Annotated in this window: 14 protein-coding genes and 1 pseudogene; 10 read left to right on the plus strand and 5 right to left on the minus strand. The window is 70.2% G+C overall.

Annotated elements, in window-relative coordinates:
- Positions 1 to 164 precede the first annotated feature (164 nt).
- The 4 genes from ID574_RS10450 to ID574_RS10465 all read left to right on the plus strand — a co-directional run bounded on the left by ID574_RS10450 (position 165) and on the right by ID574_RS10465 (position 3,656).
- Positions 165 to 1,298 carry a sensor histidine kinase gene (locus ID574_RS10450; protein WP_223166705.1) on the plus strand — a complete coding sequence of 378 codons (1,134 nt, stop codon included), beginning with the start codon at positions 165 to 167 and terminating at the stop codon, positions 1,296 to 1,298.
- Positions 1,295 to 1,948: a response regulator gene (locus ID574_RS10455; protein ID WP_188188618.1), complete on the plus strand. Its 654-nt coding sequence runs from the start codon at positions 1,295 to 1,297 to the stop codon at positions 1,946 to 1,948. Before ID574_RS10450 ends, ID574_RS10455 begins: the two co-directional genes overlap by 4 nt.
- An 80-nt stretch (positions 1,949 to 2,028) precedes the next feature.
- Entirely contained in the window at positions 2,029 to 2,919 is an 891-nt protein-coding gene (locus tag ID574_RS10460) for an ABC transporter ATP-binding protein (protein ID WP_188188619.1), read from the plus strand.
- Positions 2,916 to 3,656: an ABC transporter permease gene (locus ID574_RS10465; protein WP_188188620.1), complete on the plus strand. Its 741-nt coding sequence runs from the start codon at positions 2,916 to 2,918 to the stop codon at positions 3,654 to 3,656. The genes ID574_RS10460 and ID574_RS10465 overlap by 4 nt, the downstream gene beginning before the upstream one ends.
- 8 nt (positions 3,657 to 3,664) lie before the next feature.
- Here the strand turns inward: ID574_RS10465 and ID574_RS10470 are convergent, their stop codons facing one another.
- The 5 genes from ID574_RS10470 to ID574_RS10490 form a co-directional block, all read right to left on the minus strand.
- A complete protein-coding gene (locus ID574_RS10470) occupies positions 3,665 to 4,849 on the minus strand; it encodes an ABC transporter permease (RefSeq protein WP_188188621.1) in 1,185 nt (394 codons plus the stop codon).
- Positions 4,846 to 5,529: an ABC transporter ATP-binding protein gene (locus tag ID574_RS10475; RefSeq protein ID WP_188188622.1), complete on the minus strand. Its 684-nt coding sequence runs from the start codon at positions 5,527 to 5,529 to the stop codon at positions 4,846 to 4,848. The genes ID574_RS10470 and ID574_RS10475 overlap by 4 nt, the downstream gene beginning before the upstream one ends.
- Complete coding sequence (locus ID574_RS10480; RefSeq protein ID WP_188188623.1) at positions 5,526 to 6,875, minus strand: efflux RND transporter periplasmic adaptor subunit; 1,350 nt, start codon at positions 6,873 to 6,875, stop codon at positions 5,526 to 5,528. Before ID574_RS10480 ends, ID574_RS10475 begins: the two co-directional genes overlap by 4 nt.
- A 67-nt stretch (positions 6,876 to 6,942) precedes the next feature.
- Positions 6,943 to 7,737, minus strand: coding sequence for a pyrroline-5-carboxylate reductase (gene proC, locus ID574_RS10485; protein ID WP_188188624.1), 795 nt, complete (start codon positions 7,735 to 7,737; stop codon positions 6,943 to 6,945).
- Between the two features lie 400 nt (positions 7,738 to 8,137).
- Positions 8,138 to 9,019, minus strand: a complete 882-nt coding sequence (locus ID574_RS10490) for a proline dehydrogenase family protein (RefSeq protein ID WP_188188625.1) — start codon at positions 9,017 to 9,019, stop codon at positions 8,138 to 8,140.
- A 71-nt stretch (positions 9,020 to 9,090) separates the two neighbouring features.
- On the opposite strand from ID574_RS10490, the gene ID574_RS10495 reads away from it, so the two are divergent.
- The 6 genes and pseudogenes from ID574_RS10495 to ID574_RS10520 form a co-directional block, all read left to right on the plus strand.
- Positions 9,091 to 9,537 (plus strand): hypothetical protein, encoded by a 447-nt coding sequence (locus ID574_RS10495; RefSeq protein WP_223166559.1) that lies wholly within the window; start codon positions 9,091 to 9,093, stop codon positions 9,535 to 9,537.
- A 166-nt stretch (positions 9,538 to 9,703) separates the two neighbouring features.
- Positions 9,704 to 13,450, plus strand: coding sequence for a LamG-like jellyroll fold domain-containing protein (locus ID574_RS10500; RefSeq protein WP_188188626.1), 3,747 nt, complete (start codon positions 9,704 to 9,706; stop codon positions 13,448 to 13,450).
- A 186-nt stretch (positions 13,451 to 13,636) separates the two neighbouring features.
- Positions 13,637 to 15,511 (plus strand): molecular chaperone DnaK, encoded by a 1,875-nt coding sequence (dnaK, locus tag ID574_RS10505; RefSeq protein ID WP_188188627.1) that lies wholly within the window; start codon positions 13,637 to 13,639, stop codon positions 15,509 to 15,511.
- On the plus strand, positions 15,511 to 16,140 hold the full coding sequence (grpE, locus tag ID574_RS10510; protein WP_188188628.1) for a nucleotide exchange factor GrpE: 630 nt from the start codon (positions 15,511 to 15,513) through the stop codon (positions 16,138 to 16,140). Before dnaK ends, grpE begins: the two co-directional genes overlap by 1 nt.
- A 19-nt stretch (positions 16,141 to 16,159) precedes the next feature.
- Positions 16,160 to 17,329, plus strand: a complete 1,170-nt coding sequence (gene dnaJ / locus ID574_RS10515; protein ID WP_188188629.1) for a molecular chaperone DnaJ — start codon at positions 16,160 to 16,162, stop codon at positions 17,327 to 17,329.
- A gap of 3 nt (positions 17,330 to 17,332) precedes the next feature.
- Positions 17,333 to 17,656: pseudogene (locus ID574_RS10520) on the plus strand (heat shock protein transcriptional repressor HspR); the annotation flags it as partial.
- Positions 17,657 to 17,664: the final 8 nt, after the last annotated feature.

A 17,664-nucleotide genomic window follows, 5' to 3' on the forward strand; every position in this document is an offset into this window, starting at 1 on the left:
CCAGGTGCTCCCTCGCCTTGCGCCGACGTTACCGCAGCGCAGACACCTCGTTGTAGTCCGGGTGCATTTGGCGGAGCTCGCTCGGCGGTGCTGAGACGGATGTCCTCGCTGCGCCCCGGATCCATCTCAGCGCGGAAACCTGACTTAGGGTTTTAGCCGTGCGCATGGCACGAACCTTCATGAAGATCGTGCGTTTCTTCCGACGCCCCCGGGTCTTCGACACGGCGCTGGTGGTCGTGATCTGCCTCCCGGTCGTCCTCGGCATGATCTCCGTGATCCTCCAGGGCCACACGCGGACGGCGCTGGGCGCGGCGCACTACCTGGTGGGCGCCCTTTTCCTGCTCATGCGGCGCGGCCGGCCGATCCTGGTCGCCGGGCTGGTGGCCGGGCTGGACGTCGTGGGCATCGCCACGCAGATCGTGACGTCCACCAACGTGCCCTCGGCCATCGCGTTCTACAGCGTCGGCCGCTACACGGCCGGCCGGGCCACCAAGGTCACGTCGGCGGCGGGATTCGTCCTCTACGCGGCGGCGATGGAGGGGTTCTGGCGCCTCTATGCGGGTCCGCAGGGGGGCTGGGTGGCGGCCCTGTTCGCCGTCGCCGTGCCCGTGGGCGTCGGGCAGCTCGTGCGGCTCAGGACCGAGCTCAACGAGCGCAGCAGGCGCGAGGCCACCGAGGCGGCCGTGCGCGCCGAGCGGCGGCGCATCGCCAGGGAGCTGCACGACGTGGTCGCCCACCACATCACCGTGATCAACGCCCTGGTCGGCGGCGCGCGGGCCACGCTCCCTCCTGAGCAGGAGGTCACCAGGGGCGCGTTGGAGAGCGCCGAGCAGACCGCCCGTCAGGCGATGTCGGAGATGCGCCGCCTGCTCGACGTGCTCAGGGCCGAGGGCAACGAGGGCCCGGACGCCGCGACGGGCGTGGGCGCCGAGCGGCTGCCCACGTTGATCAAGGAGGCCAGGTCGGCGGGGCTGCCGGCCAGCCTGACCGTGACCGGCGAGCCCGTGGAGCTGCCGGCCGCCGTGGACCACGCCGTCTACCGCATCGTGCAGGAGGCGCTGACCAACACGCGCAAGCACGCGGTCAGCGCCAGGGCCAGCGTGCGGCTGGCGTACGAGCCGGCCGCGGTGGAGGTCGAGGTGATCGACGACGGCCTGGCCAAGGGGGCCGGTGCGCCGGGGTTCGGTCTCGGCGGCATGGCCGAGCGCGTGGCGTTATGCGGCGGCCAGCTGTCCACAGGCCCGCGCCCGGAGGGTGGTTTCCGCGTACACGCCCGCATCCCCCTGGAGAGAGCATGATCAGAGTGCTGTTGGTGGACGACCACGAGCTGGTGCGCAAGGGCTTCAAGCTGATGCTGGACGCCCAGCCCGACCTGAGCGTGGTCGGCGAGGCCGCCGAGGGCGCCGAGGCGGTCGAGCTGAGCAGGCGGCTCCGGCCCGACGTGGTACTCATGGACCTGCACATGCCCGGCCTGGACGGCGTGCGCGCGACCGAGCTGATCACGGCCGAGCTGCCGGAGGTGCGGGTGCTCGCGCTGAGCACGTTCGACCTGGACGAGAACGTCGTAGCGGCGCTCAGGGCGGGCGCCGACGGCTTCCTGCCCAAGGACGTCTCCCCCGAGGAGCTCATCGAGGGCGTACGCGTGGTGCACCGCGGCGAGTCCGCCGTCGCGCCGCGCCTGCTGACCAATTTGATCGGCACCTTCGTACGTGCCTCCCGCCCGAGGGCGGTGCCCGCGCAGCTCGCCGGGCTGACCGACAGGGAGCGGGAGATCCTCGTCCTGATCGCCCGCGGCCGGTCGAACCCTGAGATCGCCGCCGACCTGTCCGTCTCCCCCTCGACCGTCAAGAACCACGTGACGAGCCTGTTCGCCAAGATCGGCGTGAGGGACCGGGCGCAGGCCGTGATCGTCGCCTACGAGGCGGCGCTGATCCACCCTGGAGAGTAGGAGCAGAGTCCTAGACATCCTCGCCGAGAACGGTTCCGGGGCAGGAAGAAACCGCCCGCTCACGACGGCACGCTTGGATCATGACCGCGATCCGAGCAACGAACCTGAGCAAGCGCTACGGCGGCACCGTCGCGGTGGCGGACCTGTCGTTCGACGTCGAGCCCGGTCAGGTGACCGGCTTCCTGGGCCCCAACGGGGCCGGAAAGTCCACGACCATGCGCATGATCCTCGGGCTCGACCGGCCGTCCGGCGGCTCAGTGCTCGTGGACGGGCGGCCGTACCACGAGCTGCGGCATCCGCTGCGCAAGGTGGGCGCGCTGCTGGACGCCAAGGCCGTGCACGGCGGGCGCAGCGCGCGCAACCACCTGCTGGCCATCGCGCAGAGCAACGGCCTCCCGGCGAGCCGGGTCAACGAGGTGCTGGACGCGGTGGGCCTGCGGGAGGTGGCCAAGCGGCGGATCGGCGGGTTCTCGCTGGGCATGTCCCAGCGGCTGGGCATCGCCGCGGCGCTGCTCGGCGACCCCGAGATCCTGCTCTTCGACGAGCCCGTCAACGGGCTCGACCCCGACGGCATCCTGTGGATCCGCACGTTCATGCGCAAACTCGCCGCCGAGGGGCGGACGGTGTTCGTCTCCAGCCACCTGATGAGCGAGATGGCACAAACCGCCGACCACCTGATCGTCATCGGCAAGGGGAAGCTCATCGCCGACACGAGCGTGGAGGAGTTCATCGGACGCAGCTCGCAGGGGTACGTGCGGGTCCGCTCGCCCAGGCTGGCCGAGGTCGCCGAGCTGATCAAGGTGGGCGAGTTGCACCCCGACCACCTCCGGGTCACCGCGATGAGCACCCTCGAGATCGGCACCCTCACCGCGCGGGCCGGCATCCCGCTGGAGGAGCTGACGTTCGTGCAGCCCTCGCTCGAAGCGGCCTACATGGAGCTCACCAAGGACAGCCTGGAGTTCACGTCATGATCGACATTTTCAGGTCCGAATGGACCAAGATCCGCTCTGTCCGCTCGACGGTGTGGACGCTGGCCGTCACGGCCGTGCTGATGGTGGGCCTCGGCGCGCTCGTCAGCGCCGCCGCCAAGGGCTCCACCGATGAGGCGATACCCGCCGGCCAGGCGGCCGTGCTCAGCCTGTCCGGCGTCATGTTCGCGCAACTGGGCATGGCAACACTGGGCGTCCTGGTGATCTCCAGCGAATACCGCACGGGCGGCATCCGCACGTCGCTGATGGCCGTGCCCCAGCGCATGCGCTTGCTGACCGGCAAATTGGTGGTCTTCGTCGGGACGGCGCTGGTGGTCTCCGTGCTCGCGTCGGCGGCGGCGCTCGTCGTGGGCCTGGCGATCACGCGACCGGCGTCGATCGAGGTCGGCCAGGTCATGGAGCCGCTGGCGGGGGCCGGCCTCTATCTGACCGCCTGCGGGGTGTTCGGGCTGGGCCTCGGCACAATGATCCGGCACACGCCGGGCGCGCTCGTTTCGGCCATCGCGCTGATGCTGGTGCTCCCTCAGGTGATGAACCAGATACCGGGGAAATGGGCTCAGACCGCGGCCGAATACTTCACCACCAACGCGGGCATGCTGGTCGTGCTCCCGGGCCGCGACGGCTCGCTCGGCCCATGGAGCGGATTCGGCGTCTACCTGGCGTGGATCGCCGTCGCCGTGATCGCCGGCGCCGTGCTGATGCAGCGCCGCGACGCCTGACCCCCCGCCTACTCGGCGCGGAGGGCGATCACGGGGTCCAGCCTGCCTGCCCTCCGCGCCGGCGCCACGCCGAAGAACACCCCGACCGCCGCCGACACCCCGAAGGCCAGCGCGATCGACCACCACGTTATCGAGGCCGGCACCTCGGTGAAGGCGACGATGGCGAGCGAGCCGCCGACCCCGAGCACGATCCCGACGAGGCCGCCGATGGTGGTCAGCAGCACCGCCTCGATGAGGAACTGGGCCAGGATGTCGCGCTGCCTGGCCCCCAGCGCCTTGCGCAGCCCGATCTCGCGGGTGCGCTCGCGGACGCTGACCAACATGATGTTCGACACGCCCACACCGCCGACCAGCAGCGAGATGCCGGCGATGGCGGCCAGCACGCCGGTGAGCATGCCGAGCACGTCGCCGATGGTGCCGAGCAGCGCGGTCTGCGTGACCGCCGAGAACTGCTCGCCCGGATAGCGGTCCCGCAGCGCGGCCGTCACCTTGTCCGACAGCGGGTCGATCTCGTCGGGCCCGGACGCGCCGACCGCCATCCCGTTGATCCGCTCGATCCCGAGCAGCCGCTGCGCCGTCGTCACCGGGATGTGGACCTCCTGGTCTCGGGAGAGCCCGAACGTCTGCCCGACCTCGGCGTACACCCCCACCACCCGGAACCTGGCCCCCGAGACGGTCACCTGACGTCCGATCGGGTCGAGGTCGCCGAACATTCGGTCGGCCACCTCCGAGCCCAGCACCGCCACCCTGCGCCGGGTGTCCACGTCGGTCTCGCTCAGGGGCCGGCCCTTGTCGAGCGGCCGCTCGAAGATGTTGACGAGGTTCTGGTCGGTGCCGACCACCGTGACGAACGCCTCCGTCCGGCCCACGCGCACGGTCTCGCCCGACTGCAGCGAGACCGTCACCTTCGACGGGTCGCCCACCACGCGCCGCACGTACGCGACGTCGGAGAGACCGAGCTTGCTCTGCGTCGGGGCCGCGCCGAGGCTGATGCGGCCTGGCACGACCAGGATGATGTTGGTGCCGAGGCCGGAGATCTGCTTCTCGATCTCGTCCTTCGCGCCGGTGCCGATGGCCACCAGGATCACCACGGCCAGCACGCCGATGATGACGCCGAGCATGGTCAGCGCGCTGCGCAGCCGGTTGACCCGCAGCGCCTCCAGCGCCATCACGAACGCTTCCCCGCTTCTCACGCGGTGTCCTTCTCGATCAGCCCATCCCGTACGTGGATCTGGCGCCGGGCGTGGGCCGCGATCTCGGCCTCGTGCGTGACCAGCACCACGGCCACGCCGCTCTCGCTGTTGAGCCGGTCGAGTATGGCCATCACCTCGGCGCCGTTGGCGGTGTCGAGGTTGCCGGTCGGCTCGTCGGCCAGCAGCACCTTGGGCTCGCCCACCAGCGCCCTGGCGATGGCCACGCGCTGCTGCTCGCCGCCGGACATCTGCGACGGCCGGTGCCCCACCCTGTGCTGGAGGCCCACGGCCTCCAACGCCGCCCGGGCCCTGGCCCGCCGCTCGGCCCTGCCGACCCCCCGGTAGACCAGCGGCAGCGCCACGTTGTCCAGCGCGCTGGTGCGACCCAGCAGGTGGAAGGACTGGAAGACGAAGCCGATGGTCTTGTTCCGCAGCTCGGCCAGCTCGCCGTCGGACAGTCCGGCCATCTCCACCCCGTTGATCCGCAACACGCCGGACGTGGGCCGGTCGAGGCAGCCGAGCAGGTGCATGAGCGTGGACTTGCCGGAGCCGGAGGGGCCCACGATGGCGGCGAACTCACCCTGCTCGATCGTCAGCGACACGCCGCGCAGCGCCTCCACGACCACGCCGTCGAGCTGGTAGCGCCGGGTGAGGTCCACCGCCTCGATGGCCGGCGTCATGACAGGCGCTGCCCTTGGCGTACGGAGTCCGCGCCCTTCACCACGATCCGGTCGCCCACGGACAGCCCGCTCAGCACCTCGACCACCGCGTCGCCCTGCGCGCCCAGCTTGACCACGCGCCGCTCGGCGACGCCGTTCCTGACCACCCAGACCACGCTCTCCCGCCCGCTGGAGACGACGGCCGAGGCGGGCGCGGCGACGGCGGACGGCGACTCGCGCACGGTCAGCCGCGTGACGGCGCTCATGCCCGGCTTGGGCGTGGGCGCCTTGGAACCGTCGTCGAAGGTCCCCGCGCCGAGCGTGAGCCGCACGGGGTAGCTGACGCCGCCCGTGGTGCCCTCCTTGGGGGTGACGCCGATGCCGGTGACCGCGGCCGCGTACGTGGCGCCCGGCACGGCGTCCAGCTCGACGGCGGCCTTCACGCCCTTCTTGACCAGCAGCACGTCGGTCTCGTCCACGTCGGCGTCCAGAAGCAGCTGAGAGACGTCGGTGACGGTGACGACGGAGTCGCCCGCCGAGACCGGCACCCCCGTCGCCACCGGCGTGCCCGTCGCGGATCCGCCGGAGGGCACGGAGGGAAGCTGCTGCCCCCCGCCGGGGAGCTGGCTGAGCAGGCCCTCGACGCCGCCGCCGCCCCCGGCGCCCGAGACGCGGCCCAGCGTGACGACGCCGCCGAACGGCGCCTTGATCGTGAGCGACTTGACCGTGCTCTCGGCCGCCTTGACCGCGGCCTTGGCCTGGGACCTGGAGGCGGCCTGCAGCGAGGCCATGGAGCCGGCCAGGCCGGTGGTCACACCGGACAGGACGCCGTTGATCGAGCGGTTGAGCTGGGCGGTGATCGCGGCCAGAGCCTTGGTCTGCGCCTTGTGCTGGGCCTGGGCCAGGTCGATGGCGTTCAGCAACTGCCTGCGGGCGCGGGCGTCCTCGACCTTCTTCGCCTCCCTGCGGGCCCTGGCGAAGTGCGCGGCCACCTTCCGGTCGAACGCGCTGGTGTCGAACGACGGCAGGCTCACGTTCGGAGCGGCCGCACCGGCGGGCGCGGCCATCCTGGAGGCCTGGCGGGCCTGTTCGAGCTGGCTCTGGGCCTGGGGCGAGCGGATCTTGGCCAGGATGTCGCCCTTGCGCACGCGCTGGCCCTCGCGGACGTACAGCTTGGCGACCGTGCCCTGGGCGGGCGAGCGGAGCGTCGCCGAGGCACGCGCGCCCACCGTGGCGGGGGCCTCGACGACCTCGGTGACCGGGGCACGTCTGACGTCGCCGACCTGGACGGCGGGCGGCTCCTCGGAGGTGCAGCCGGTCAGCGTCAAGAGGACGAGCAGCGGCGCGACGCCGCGACGTAACGTCACCCGAGACATCGTAGGAGCCGGTAGCCTCGGGCCGCCGACCGGCTGTCAGCGAGCCCTCAGTGAATCGCTAACCCGAGGCGAGCTGGCGGCCGCGGTCGCGGGCGGCCTCGATGGCGGCCAGGAACGCCGCCCGCACCTTGTGGCGCTCCAGCTCGGCGATCGCGGCGATGGTGGTGCCGCCCGGCGAGGTGACGGCCTCGCGGAGGATCACCGGGTGCTCGCCCGAGTCGCGCAGCATGACGGCGGCGCCGACGATGGACTGGGTGACCATGTCGAGCGCGGCGGCCCTCGGCATGCCGAGCAGGATGCCCGCGTCGACCATGGCCTCGACCAGGTAGAAGAAGTAGGCGGGACCGCTGCCCGACAGGGCCGTGGCGGCGTCCTGCTGGGACTCGGGGATGCGCAGCACCTTGCCGACGGGCTTGAGCAGGTTTTCCGTGAGCTTGAGGTGCTCCTCGCCCGCGTGCGCGCCCGCCGAGATCACGCTCATCGCCTCGTCGAACCTGATCGGCGTGTTGGACATCACCCTGACCACGGGGACGTCCACCCCGAGCCGCTGCTCCACGAACGACGTCGTGATGCCGGCCGCCGCGCTGATCACCAGCCGGTCGGCCGGGACGTAGGAGGCGATCTCCGCCAGGAGCGTCGCCATGTCCTGCGGCTTGACGGCCAGAATGAGCGTGTCGGCCGCCTTGGCCGCCTCGGAGTTGGAGACGGTGCGCACGCCGTACGTCTCGCGCAGCGCCTGCGCCCGCTCGGGGCGGCGGGTGGTCGCCATGATGTCGTCCGGCTTGAAACCGGCGCGCAGCAGCCCGGACAGGAGGGCCTCGCCCATCTTGCCCGTGCCCAGAATCGCAATCACCCTGGCAGCCTACTAACTCCCCACCCCCTCATCGGGCCACCCCACCGGGGGTGCGGGGTGCCGTCCTTTCGGGGAGAGAGGACGAGACACCGCCGTGAGGCGACCAAGGGTGCGGTATGCCGCCCTTCGGGGAGAGGGGACGAGGGACCGCCGTCAGATGACCGGGATACGGAGTGCCGCCCTTCGGGGAGAGAAGGGCAGGGACCCGCCGTGGGAGGGCCGGGGGTGCGGGGTGCTGTCCTTCGGGTGGGGAGGTGGGCAAGGCCCTGGGCACCGGACCCACCGCACTGCCCTGGGGCGGCGTGGCGGGCGTCGCCCCGCCGTGCCGGCGGACCGCCGCCCTCCGGAGGAGGGGACGAGGGCCGTCGTCGGCTGGACGGTGACGCAGGGGGTGTCGGGGCTAGTGGCGGGAGAGGAGGGAGCGGAGGAAGAAGGTCAGGTTGCGGGGGCGCTCGGCGAGGCGGCGCATGAGGTAGGCATACCAGTCGTCCCCGTACGGGACGTACACGCGCATCTGGGCGCCCAGGCCGGCCAGGCGGGCCTGCTCGTCAGGGCGGACGCCGTACAGCATCTGGTATTCGAACCCGGTCGCGTCGCGCCCGCTGAGCACGGCGAGCGTGGAGGCGATCCGCACCAGCCTGGGGTCGTGCGTGGCGACCATGGGATAGGCGGTGCCGGCCATCAGGACCTTCAGGCAGCGGACGAAAGAGCGGTCGATGTCGCGCGGCCTGGTGTAGGCGCCGGGAGCCGTGTACGCCCCCTTGCACAGGCGCACCCGTGCGCCCGCGAGCTTCTCGCAGCGCTCCAGCGCGTCCGGCAGGTACGCCTGCACCACCACCCCCACATCGGGATGCTCCCTGCGCAACGCGGTGTGCACCGAGTGCAGCCCCCGGATCGTGTCGTGCTCCTCGGCGTCGAGCGTCACCGTGACGTTCCGGACCGCGGCGGCCCGGCAGATGGCGGCGGCGTGCTCGAGCGCGAGGTGCTCCGACAGCCGCAGCCCGAGCGCGGTCAGCTTGACCGACACGTCGGCGCCCGCGGGCAGCAGGTCGAGCAGCGACAGGTATTCCCTGACGGAGGCCTCCGCGTGCGCCGGATCCGCGACCTCCTCTCCCAGGTGGTCGACAGTGACGAGCAGACCTCTGCGGGTCAGCTCACCGATCACCGCGCCGATGTCGTCGGCGACGTAGCGCCGGACCACGTCCCTGGTCAACGGCGAGGTGGAGATGACACGCTCGGCGCGTTCGCTCTTGGAGACGGCAAGGAGGGCCTGACGGAGCACGTGAACCACACTAACTCCGGCATGACGCTGAACCAGGGACCTACCGGATCCGTCGTAGGAGTATGCGCACAATGACGACAGCGACTCTTCTGGCCGGATCCCTGGTGCTCGCGACGAGTTGTGCCACCGCGCAGCCCGCTGAGCAGGCCGCGTCCTCGACCCCCGACGCGCCGGTCGCCGTGAGCCCGGTCACCACCGCCCCCACGAAGGAGCCCCAGCCGGTCAAGCCGACGGGCAATGCCGTGGACGTCCGCAAGGTCGGCTGGACCAAGGCCAAGCCGATCGCCAAGGGCAAGAAGGTCCAGCTCACCTGGTGGTCCGGTGTCGCGCCGTGCACGGTGCTGCACAAGGTCAAGGTCAAGGAGACCGCGAAGAAGGTCACGATCACGCTGTACGAGGGCACGGCGCCCAAGGCCAGGAACGTGTCCTGCATCATGATCGCGGTCGAGAAGACCACCACGGTCAAGCTGAAGAAGGCGCTCGGCAAGCGCAAGATCGTGGACGGTTCCAAAGTGTGACATGTCCACTTACGGACAACCCCAGTGACAACTGATCGATTTGTTGCGATACATCGATCAGGACACGCAGGCGACGGGGCGCCGGCGATGATGTCACGCTCCAATGGGGGGATCCGTGAGACGGCTCTCGCACTGCCTGTTTTCGGCTGCCTTACTTCTGACGTCCTTGATCGCCCTGTCGCCCCAGGCGGCGGCCCTGCCTCAACGATTCCAGAAACAGACCGTCCTCAGCGGCCTGATAAGCCCCACCAACATCGAGTTCGCCTCTGACGGGCGCGTCTTCGTGGCCGAGAAGGGCGGCTACATCAAGGTCTTCGACTCGCTCGCGGACACCACCCCCACCGTGTACGCCGACCTGCGCACCAAGGTGCACGACTTCTGGGACCGCGGCCTGCTGGGCATGGCCCTGCACCCGGACTTCCCCGCCGACCCGCGCGTGTACGTGCTCTACTCGTACGACGCCGAGCCCGGCGGCGCCGCGCCCCGCTGGGGCCAGGCGAACGAGGACTACGACGAGTGCGCCTCCCCGCCGGGGCCGACCGCGGACGGCTGCCGCATCACCGGCCGCCTGTCCGTCATCTCGCCCACCGGCGCGGAGACCCCGCTGATCACCGACTGGTGCCAGCAGTACCCCAGCCACTCCATCGGCGACCTGGAGTTCGGCCGCGACGGGATGTTGTACGCCTCGGCCGGTGACGGCGCCAGCTTCGAGTTCCCCGACTACGGCCAGGACAACCTGACCAGTTCGGACGTCGTGCCCGACAACCCGTGCGGCGACCCGCCCAACGCGGTGGGCACCGCACTGTCGCCGCCCTCCGCCGAGGGCGGTGCGCTGCGCTCCCAGGACCTGCGGACGAACGGCGACCCGGCCGGGCTCGACGGCACCATCATCCGGATAAATCCGGACACAGGGGCCGCCGCCCCCGGCAACCCGAACGCGGCCAGCTCCGACCCCAACGTGGCCAGGGCCGTCGCGCTCGGCCTGCGCAACCCGTTCCGCATCACCAGCCGTCCCGGCACCGACGAGATCTGGTCGGGCGAGGTCGGATGGGGAGCGTACGAGGAGATCAACAGGATCGCCAACCCGACCGGCGGCGTGGCCAACTTCGGCTGGCCCTGCTACGAGGGCCCGTTCAGGGAGGACGGCTACGAGGCGCTCAACCTGACGATCTGCCAGAACCTCTACGGCGCCGGCGCGTCGGCGCACGCCCAGCCGTACTTCGCGTGGCACCACGGCCAGCGGCTCAACTCCGGCGACACCTGCACGCCCGGCGGCCAGTCGTCCTCCAGCGGCATCGCGTTCTATGACAGCGGGCCCTACCCCGACGCGTACGACGGCGCGCTGTTCTTCTCCGACTACAGCCGCAAGTGCGTCTGGGTGATGACCGAGGGCTCGAACGGCCTGCCCGACCCGGCCTCGGTCTCGACGTTCGACACCGGCATCGGCACGGTCGAGCTGGAGACCGGGCCGAACGGCGACCTGTTCGCGGTCGACTTCGACAACGGCAGGATCGTCCGCTACATCTACAACAACAACCCGCCCACGGCGGTGATCGACGCCACTCCGACCTCCGGCGCCGCCCCGCTGACGGTCAATTTCTCCGGCACCGGATCGAGCGACGCCGACGGCGACCCGATCACCTACCAGTGGGATCTCGACGGCGACGGCGAGCTCGACGACTCCACCGCCGCCACGCCGTCCCGCACGTATTCGGCGATCGGGTCCTACGTGGTCAGGCTCCGGGTCAAGGACGACAAGGGCGGCCAGGGCGACGCCACCGTCACGATCAACGTGGGCAACTCCGCCCCAACGGCCGCGATCAGCAGCCCGACGTCGGCCACCACCTGGGCGGTCGGGGAGACGATCGGCTTCTCGGGCACCGGCACGGACCCCGATGAGGGCTCGATCCCTGGATCCCGCATGTCGTGGAAGCTGATCATGCACCATTGCCCCGGGGCCTGCCATGAGCATGAGATCACCACGTACACCGGCGCGTCCGGGTCCTTCCAGGCGCCCGACCACGAATATCCGTCGCATCTGGAGCTGCGGCTGACCGTCACCGACCAGCACGGGCTGACGGACACCAAGAGCGTGCTGCTGCAGCCGAAGACCGTGAACCTCACCTTCACCACCAATCCGCCGGGCCTCCAGATCGGCTTCAACCAGGAGCAGACGGTCACCCCCTTCACGCGGACGGTGATCGTGGGCTCCGGCAACTCCATCACGGCACCGTCGCCGCAGGGCGACCAGGGGTTCGACGCCTGGTCGGACGGCGGCGCGGCCACGCACAACATCACCGCGCCGGCGACCGCGACCACGTACACGGCGACGTACAAGACCGTCCAGACGCCCGCCGGCCTGGTGGCGGCGTACGGCATGAACGAGGGCGCCGGGTCGGCGGTCGGAGACGCCTCCCCGGCCGGGAACGCCGGCACGACCACGACCACCACGTGGTCGGCGAGCGGCAAGTACGGCAAGGCCCTGTCCTTCAACGGGACCTCCAGCTGGGTGACCGTCAACGACTCGCCCAGCCTGCGCCTGACGACCGGGATGACCCTGGAAGCCTGGGTCAGACCCACAACCGTCAGCAGCTGGCGCACCGTCCTCATGAAGCAGCACAGCGGCGGCCTGGCCTACGCCCTGTCCGCCGGCAGCGACACCAACCGCCCCCACAGCGTCATCCACACCACCGGAGAAGTCGACATCGGCGGCACCGCCTCACTCCCCCTCAACACCTGGAGCCACCTGGCAACCACCTACGACGGCACCACACTGCGCCTCTACGTCAACGGCACCCAAGCCGGCCAACGCACCGCAGGCGGCCCCATCCGCACCGACAACGGCGTCCTGCGCATCGGCGGCAACAGCATCTGGGGCGAATACTTCAACGGCCTCATCGACGAAGTCCGCCTCTACAACCGCGCCCTCACCGCCGCCCAGATCCAGACGGACATGAACACCCCGATCGGCGAGGAGCCGCCGCCCGACACCCAGGCGCCGACCGCGCCCGGCTCGCCCGCGGCCGTGGGCGGCGCCGGCAGCGCGCAGCTCACCTGGACCGCCTCGACGGACAACGTGGGCGTGGAGGGCTACACCGTGCACCGGTCGACCACGCCGAACTTCACGCCCTCGGGCGCGAACCAGGTCGGCTCCTCGCAGACCACCGCGTTCACGGACGCGGGCCTCGCCGCGGGCACCTACTACTACCGGATCCGCGCGTTCGACGCCGCGAGCAACCAGAGCCCGTCCTCGGCCGAGGTGTCCGCCGCCGTCACCGCGCCGCCGGCCAACCCGGGCCTGGTGGCGGCGTACGGCATGAACGAGGGCACTGGATCGACCGTCGCGGACGCCTCCGCCACGGGCAACACGGGCACGCTGACGAACACGACCTGGTCGGCGTCCGGAAAGTTCGGCGGCGCGCTCGCCTTCAACGGCTCGTCGAGCTGGGTGACCGTCAACGACTCGCCCAGCCTGCGCCTGACGACCGGGATGACCCTGGAAGCCTGGGTCAGACCCACAACCGTCAGCAGCTGGCGCACCGTCCTCATGAAGCAGCACAGCGGCGGCCTGGCCTACGCCCTGTCCGCCGGCAGCGACACCAACCGCCCCCACAGCGTCATCCACACCACCGGAGAAGTCGACATCGGCGGCACCGCCTCACTCCCCCTCAACACCTGGAGCCACCTGGCAACCACCTACGACGGCACCACACTGCGCCTCTACGTCAACGGCACCCAAGCCGGCCAACGCACCGCAGGCGGCCCCATCCGCACCGACAACGGCGTCCTGCGCATCGGCGGCAACAGCATCTGGGGCGAATACTTCAACGGCCTCATCGACGAAGTCCGCCTCTACAACCGCGCCCTCACCGCCGCCGAGATCCAGACGGACATGAACGCGCCCGTCAGCTGAGCCATTCACCCACGCAGACCCCCGGTGCGCGCCCACCGCGCCGGGGGTCTGCCTTCGTCATGCAGAATCTGGAATACGGTGACGCTCACAAGGGTTGAGTCGAGTAGGCTCAAGTCGTTTGACAAAGACAGCAGGTATCCATAGCTTGAGTCTGACCGACTCAACTTTGACTACAAGGACGTACTCATGGCACGTGCGGTAGGTATCGACCTTGGGACGACCAACTCCGTCGTCTCGATCCTCGAGGGCGGTGAGCCCACCGTCATCGCCAACGCGCAGGGCTCGCGGACCACGCCGTCCGTGGTCGCCTTCGCGAAGAACGGCGAGGTCCTGGTCGGTGAGGTCGCCAAGCGGCAGGCCGTCACCAATGTCGACCGGACCATCCGCTCGGTCAAGCGGGAGATGGGCACCAACTGGTCCCAGGAGATCGACGGCAAGAAGTTCTCGCCGCAGCAGATCAGCGCCTTCGTGCTGCAGAAGCTGAAGCAGGACGCGGAGGCCTACCTCGGCGAGAAGATCACCGACGCGGTGATCACCGTCCCCGCCTACTTCAACGACGCCCAGCGTCAGGCCACCAAGGAGGCCGGCCAGATCGCGGGCCTCAACGTGCTCCGCATCATCAACGAGCCGACGGCGGCGGCCCTCGCCTACGGTCTCGACAAGGAGAAGGACCAGACCATCCTGGTCTTCGACCTCGGTGGCGGCACCTTCGACGTGTCACTGCTCGACGTCGGTCAGGAGGACGGCCACGGCTTCGTCGAGGTCAAGGCCACCTCGGGTGACAACCACCTGGGCGGCGACGACTGGGACCAGCGCGTCGTCGACGAGCTCGTCAAGCGTTTCCAGAACGCCCACGGCGTCGACCTGTCCAAGGACAAGATGGCGCTCCAGCGTCTTCGTGAGGCCGCGGAGAAGGCCAAGATCGAGCTGTCCAGCCAGTCCGAGACCAACATCAACCTGCCCTACATCACGGCCTCCTCCGAGGGCCCGCTGCACCTCGACGAGAAGCTCACGCGCTCGGAGTTCCAGCGACTGACGGCCGACCTGCTCGAGCGGACCAAGGGCCCGTTCCACCAGGTCATCAAGGACGCCGGCATCAAGGTCTCCGACATCGCCCACGTGGTGCTCGTCGGCGGCTCGACCCGCATGCCCGCCGTCACCGAGCTGGTCAAGGAGCTGACCGGCGGCAAGGAGCCCAACAAGGGCGTCAACCCGGACGAGGTCGTCGCCATCGGCGCCGCCCTGCAGGCCGGTGTGCTCAAGGGTGAGGTCAAGGACGTCCTGCTGCTCGACGTGACCCCGCTGTCGCTGGGCATCGAGACCAAGGGCGGCATCTTCACCAAGATCATCGAGCGCAACACGACGATCCCCACCAAGCGCTCCGAGGTCTTCACCACGGCCGAGGACAACCAGCCGTCGGTGCAGATCCAGGTCTTCCAGGGCGAGCGCGAGATCGCCTCGTACAACAAGAAGCTGGCGACCTTCGAGCTGACCGGCATCGCGCCGGCTCCGCGCGGCATCCCGCAGATCGAGGTCACCTTCGACATCGACGCCAACGGCATCGTCAACGTCTCCGCCAAGGACCTGGGCACGGGCAAGGAGCAGTCGATGACGATCACCGGCGGCTCGGCGCTGCCGAAGGACGACATCGAGCGCATGATGCGCGAGGCGGAGTCGTACGCCGAGGAGGACAAGAAGCGCCGCGAGGAGGCCGAGGTCCGCAACAACGCCGACGGGCTCGCCTACCAGACGGAGAAGTTCCTCCGCGAGAACGACGACAAGGTTCCCGCCGACATCAAGACCGAGGTCAACGACGCCCTGTCCGAGCTGAAGAAGGCTCTGGAGGGCACCGACACCGACGTCATCCGCACCTCGGCGGAGAAGCTCGCCACCGTCAGCCAGAAGATGGGCTCGGCCATCTACGCCGCGAGCCAGGGCCAGCAGGCCGGCGGCGAGGGCGCCCCGCAGGACGCCGGCGCCGGCGCCGGTGACGGCCAGAAGGCCGACGAGGACGTGGTCGAGGCCGAGATCGTCGACGACGAGCCGAAGAAGGACAAGTGATGCCGCCGCGTGAAAACGGGCACGAGGAGCCGGTGATCCGCGACAATCGCAAGATCGACCCGGAGACGGGGCAGGTCAGGGAGGCCACCGCGGCCGGGGAGGCGGCCGAGCAGCCGCCCGCCGGGGCGCAGGCGGGGCCCTCCGCCGACGGCGAGCTGGCCGCCCAGCTCGCCGAGCGGACCGCCGACCTGCAGCGCCTCCAGGCCGAATACGTGAACTACCGCAAGCGGGTCGAGCGCGACCGCGCTGTGGTCAGGGAGCAGGCGGTCGCGGGCGCGCTGATGGAGCTCCTGCCCGTGCTCGACGACATCGGCAGGGCCCGCGACCACGGCGAGCTCACCGGCGGATTCGCGAAGGTGGCCGAGTCGCTGGAGGCGGCCGTCACCAAGCTGGGCCTCAGCTCCTTCGGACAGAAGGGCGAGCCGTTCGACCCCACCGTCCACGAGGCGCTGATGCACAGCTACTCGGCCGACGTGACCGAGCCGACCGCGATCGAGGTGTTGCAGCCTGGATACCGCATGGGTGACAGGGTGCTCCGCCCGGCGCGGGTGGCCGTGGCAGAGCCCGCCGAACCGGAGGACGTCCCCGCGGCGTCCAATGGCGAAGCACAATCCGAAGAAGACAACTGACGAGGACGAAGGGCCGTAGATGAGCACCAAGGACTACCTGGAGAAGGACTACTACGCCGTCCTTGGTGTGCCCAAGACCGCCACCGCCGAAGAGATCAAAAAGGCCTACCGCAAGCTGGCCAGGCAATACCACCCCGACAGCAACCAGGGCGACCCGACCAAAGAGGCCAAGTTCAAGGAGGTCTCGGAGGCGTACGACGTCCTGTCCGACAGCAAGCGCCGCAAGGAGTACGACGAGGCGCGCACGCTGTTCGGCTCCGGGGTGGGCGCGGGCCAGCGGGCCGGCGGTGGCGGATTCCCGTTCGACTTCGGTGACCTGTTCGGCGGGACCGGCCAGCAGAGCGGCGGCGCGGGCGAGCGGCTCGGCGACCTGTTCGGCGGGCTGTTCAACCGCGGCGGCTCGACCCGCACCACCACGTCCAGGCCGCGTCGTGGCCAGGACATCGAGTCCGAGGTCACGCTGACGTTCACCGAAGCGGTCGAGGGCACCACGGTGTCGCTCAGGCTGACCAGCTCGGCCGCGTGCGCCGCGTGCACCGGCACCGGCGCCAGGGCGGGCACGACCCCCAGGGTCTGCCCCACCTGCGAAGGCACCGGCGCGGCCAGCCGCAACCTGGGCAGCTTCGCCTTCTCCGAGCCCTGCCGCGACTGCAAGGGCCGCGGGCTGATCGTGGACGACCCCTGCCCCGTGTGCGAGGGCAGCGGCCGGGCCAAGAGCACCCGCACCATCCAGGCCCGCATCCCCGCCGGCGTGGCCGACGGGCAGCGGGTCAAGCTCAAGGCGAAGGGCGCGCCGGGCGAGAACGGCGGCCCGGCCGGCGACCTCTACATCCAGACCCACGTCAAGCCGCATGCCGTGTTCGGCAGGTCGGGCGACAACCTGACCATCACCGTCCCGGTGACGTTCACGGAGGCCGCGTTGGGTGCCGAGATCAAGGTGCCGATCCTCAAGGGGATGCCCGTCACGCTGCGCATTCCCCCGGGCACTCCCAACGGGCGGACGTTCCGGGTGCGCGGCAGGGGCGTGGCCCGCAAGGACGGCACGAAGGGCGATCTGCTCGCCACCGTCGAGGTGGTCGTGCCGAAGACGCTCGACGACAAGTCGCGCGAGCTCCTGACCGAGTTCAACACCGCGACCGCGGGGGAGGACCCGCGCGCTGATCTCATTCAGCGAGCCAGAAGCGAGTAGCCGATGGACGCCAATTACTTCGATCTGTCAGACGACACACCCGTCTACGTGATCTCGGTGGCCGCGCAGCTGTCCGGGCTCCACCCGCAGACGCTGCGTCAGTACGACCGGCTGGGGCTGGTCAGTCCTGGGCGCACGGCGGGGCGCGGCCGCCTCTACTCCACAAGAGACATCATCCAGCTCCGCGAGGTGCAGCGGCTCTCCCAGGAGGAGGGCATCAACCTCGCGGGCATCAAGCGGATTCTCGAGCTCGAGAACGAAAATCTGCGGCTGCGTGAGGAGGTCCACCGCCTGCGCGCCGAGATGCGGATGGTGCGAGCGTTGATCCGCTACGA

Origin of the sequence: Nonomuraea sp. SYSU D8015, assembly GCF_008065375.1 — a bacterium.
Classification (GTDB): Bacteria; Actinomycetota; Actinomycetes; order Streptosporangiales; family Streptosporangiaceae; genus Nonomuraea.

Coding starts and splice junctions, on each gene's coding strand:
- ID574_RS10450 (WP_223166705.1), top strand. CDS start 165: ATGGCACGAACCTTCATGAAGATCGTGCGTTTCTTCCGACGCCCCCGG.
- ID574_RS10455 (WP_188188618.1), top strand. CDS start 1,295: ATGATCAGAGTGCTGTTGGTGGACGACCACGAGCTGGTGCGCAAGGGC.
- ID574_RS10460 (WP_188188619.1), top strand. CDS start 2,029: ATGACCGCGATCCGAGCAACGAACCTGAGCAAGCGCTACGGCGGCACC.
- ID574_RS10465 (WP_188188620.1), top strand. CDS start 2,916: ATGATCGACATTTTCAGGTCCGAATGGACCAAGATCCGCTCTGTCCGC.
- ID574_RS10475 (WP_188188622.1), bottom strand. CDS start 5,529: ATGACGCCGGCCATCGAGGCGGTGGACCTCACCCGGCGCTACCAGCTC.
- ID574_RS10495 (WP_223166559.1), top strand. CDS start 9,091: ATGACGACAGCGACTCTTCTGGCCGGATCCCTGGTGCTCGCGACGAGT.
- dnaK (WP_188188627.1), top strand. CDS start 13,637: ATGGCACGTGCGGTAGGTATCGACCTTGGGACGACCAACTCCGTCGTC.
- grpE (WP_188188628.1), top strand. CDS start 15,511: ATGCCGCCGCGTGAAAACGGGCACGAGGAGCCGGTGATCCGCGACAAT.
- dnaJ (WP_188188629.1), top strand. CDS start 16,160: ATGAGCACCAAGGACTACCTGGAGAAGGACTACTACGCCGTCCTTGGT.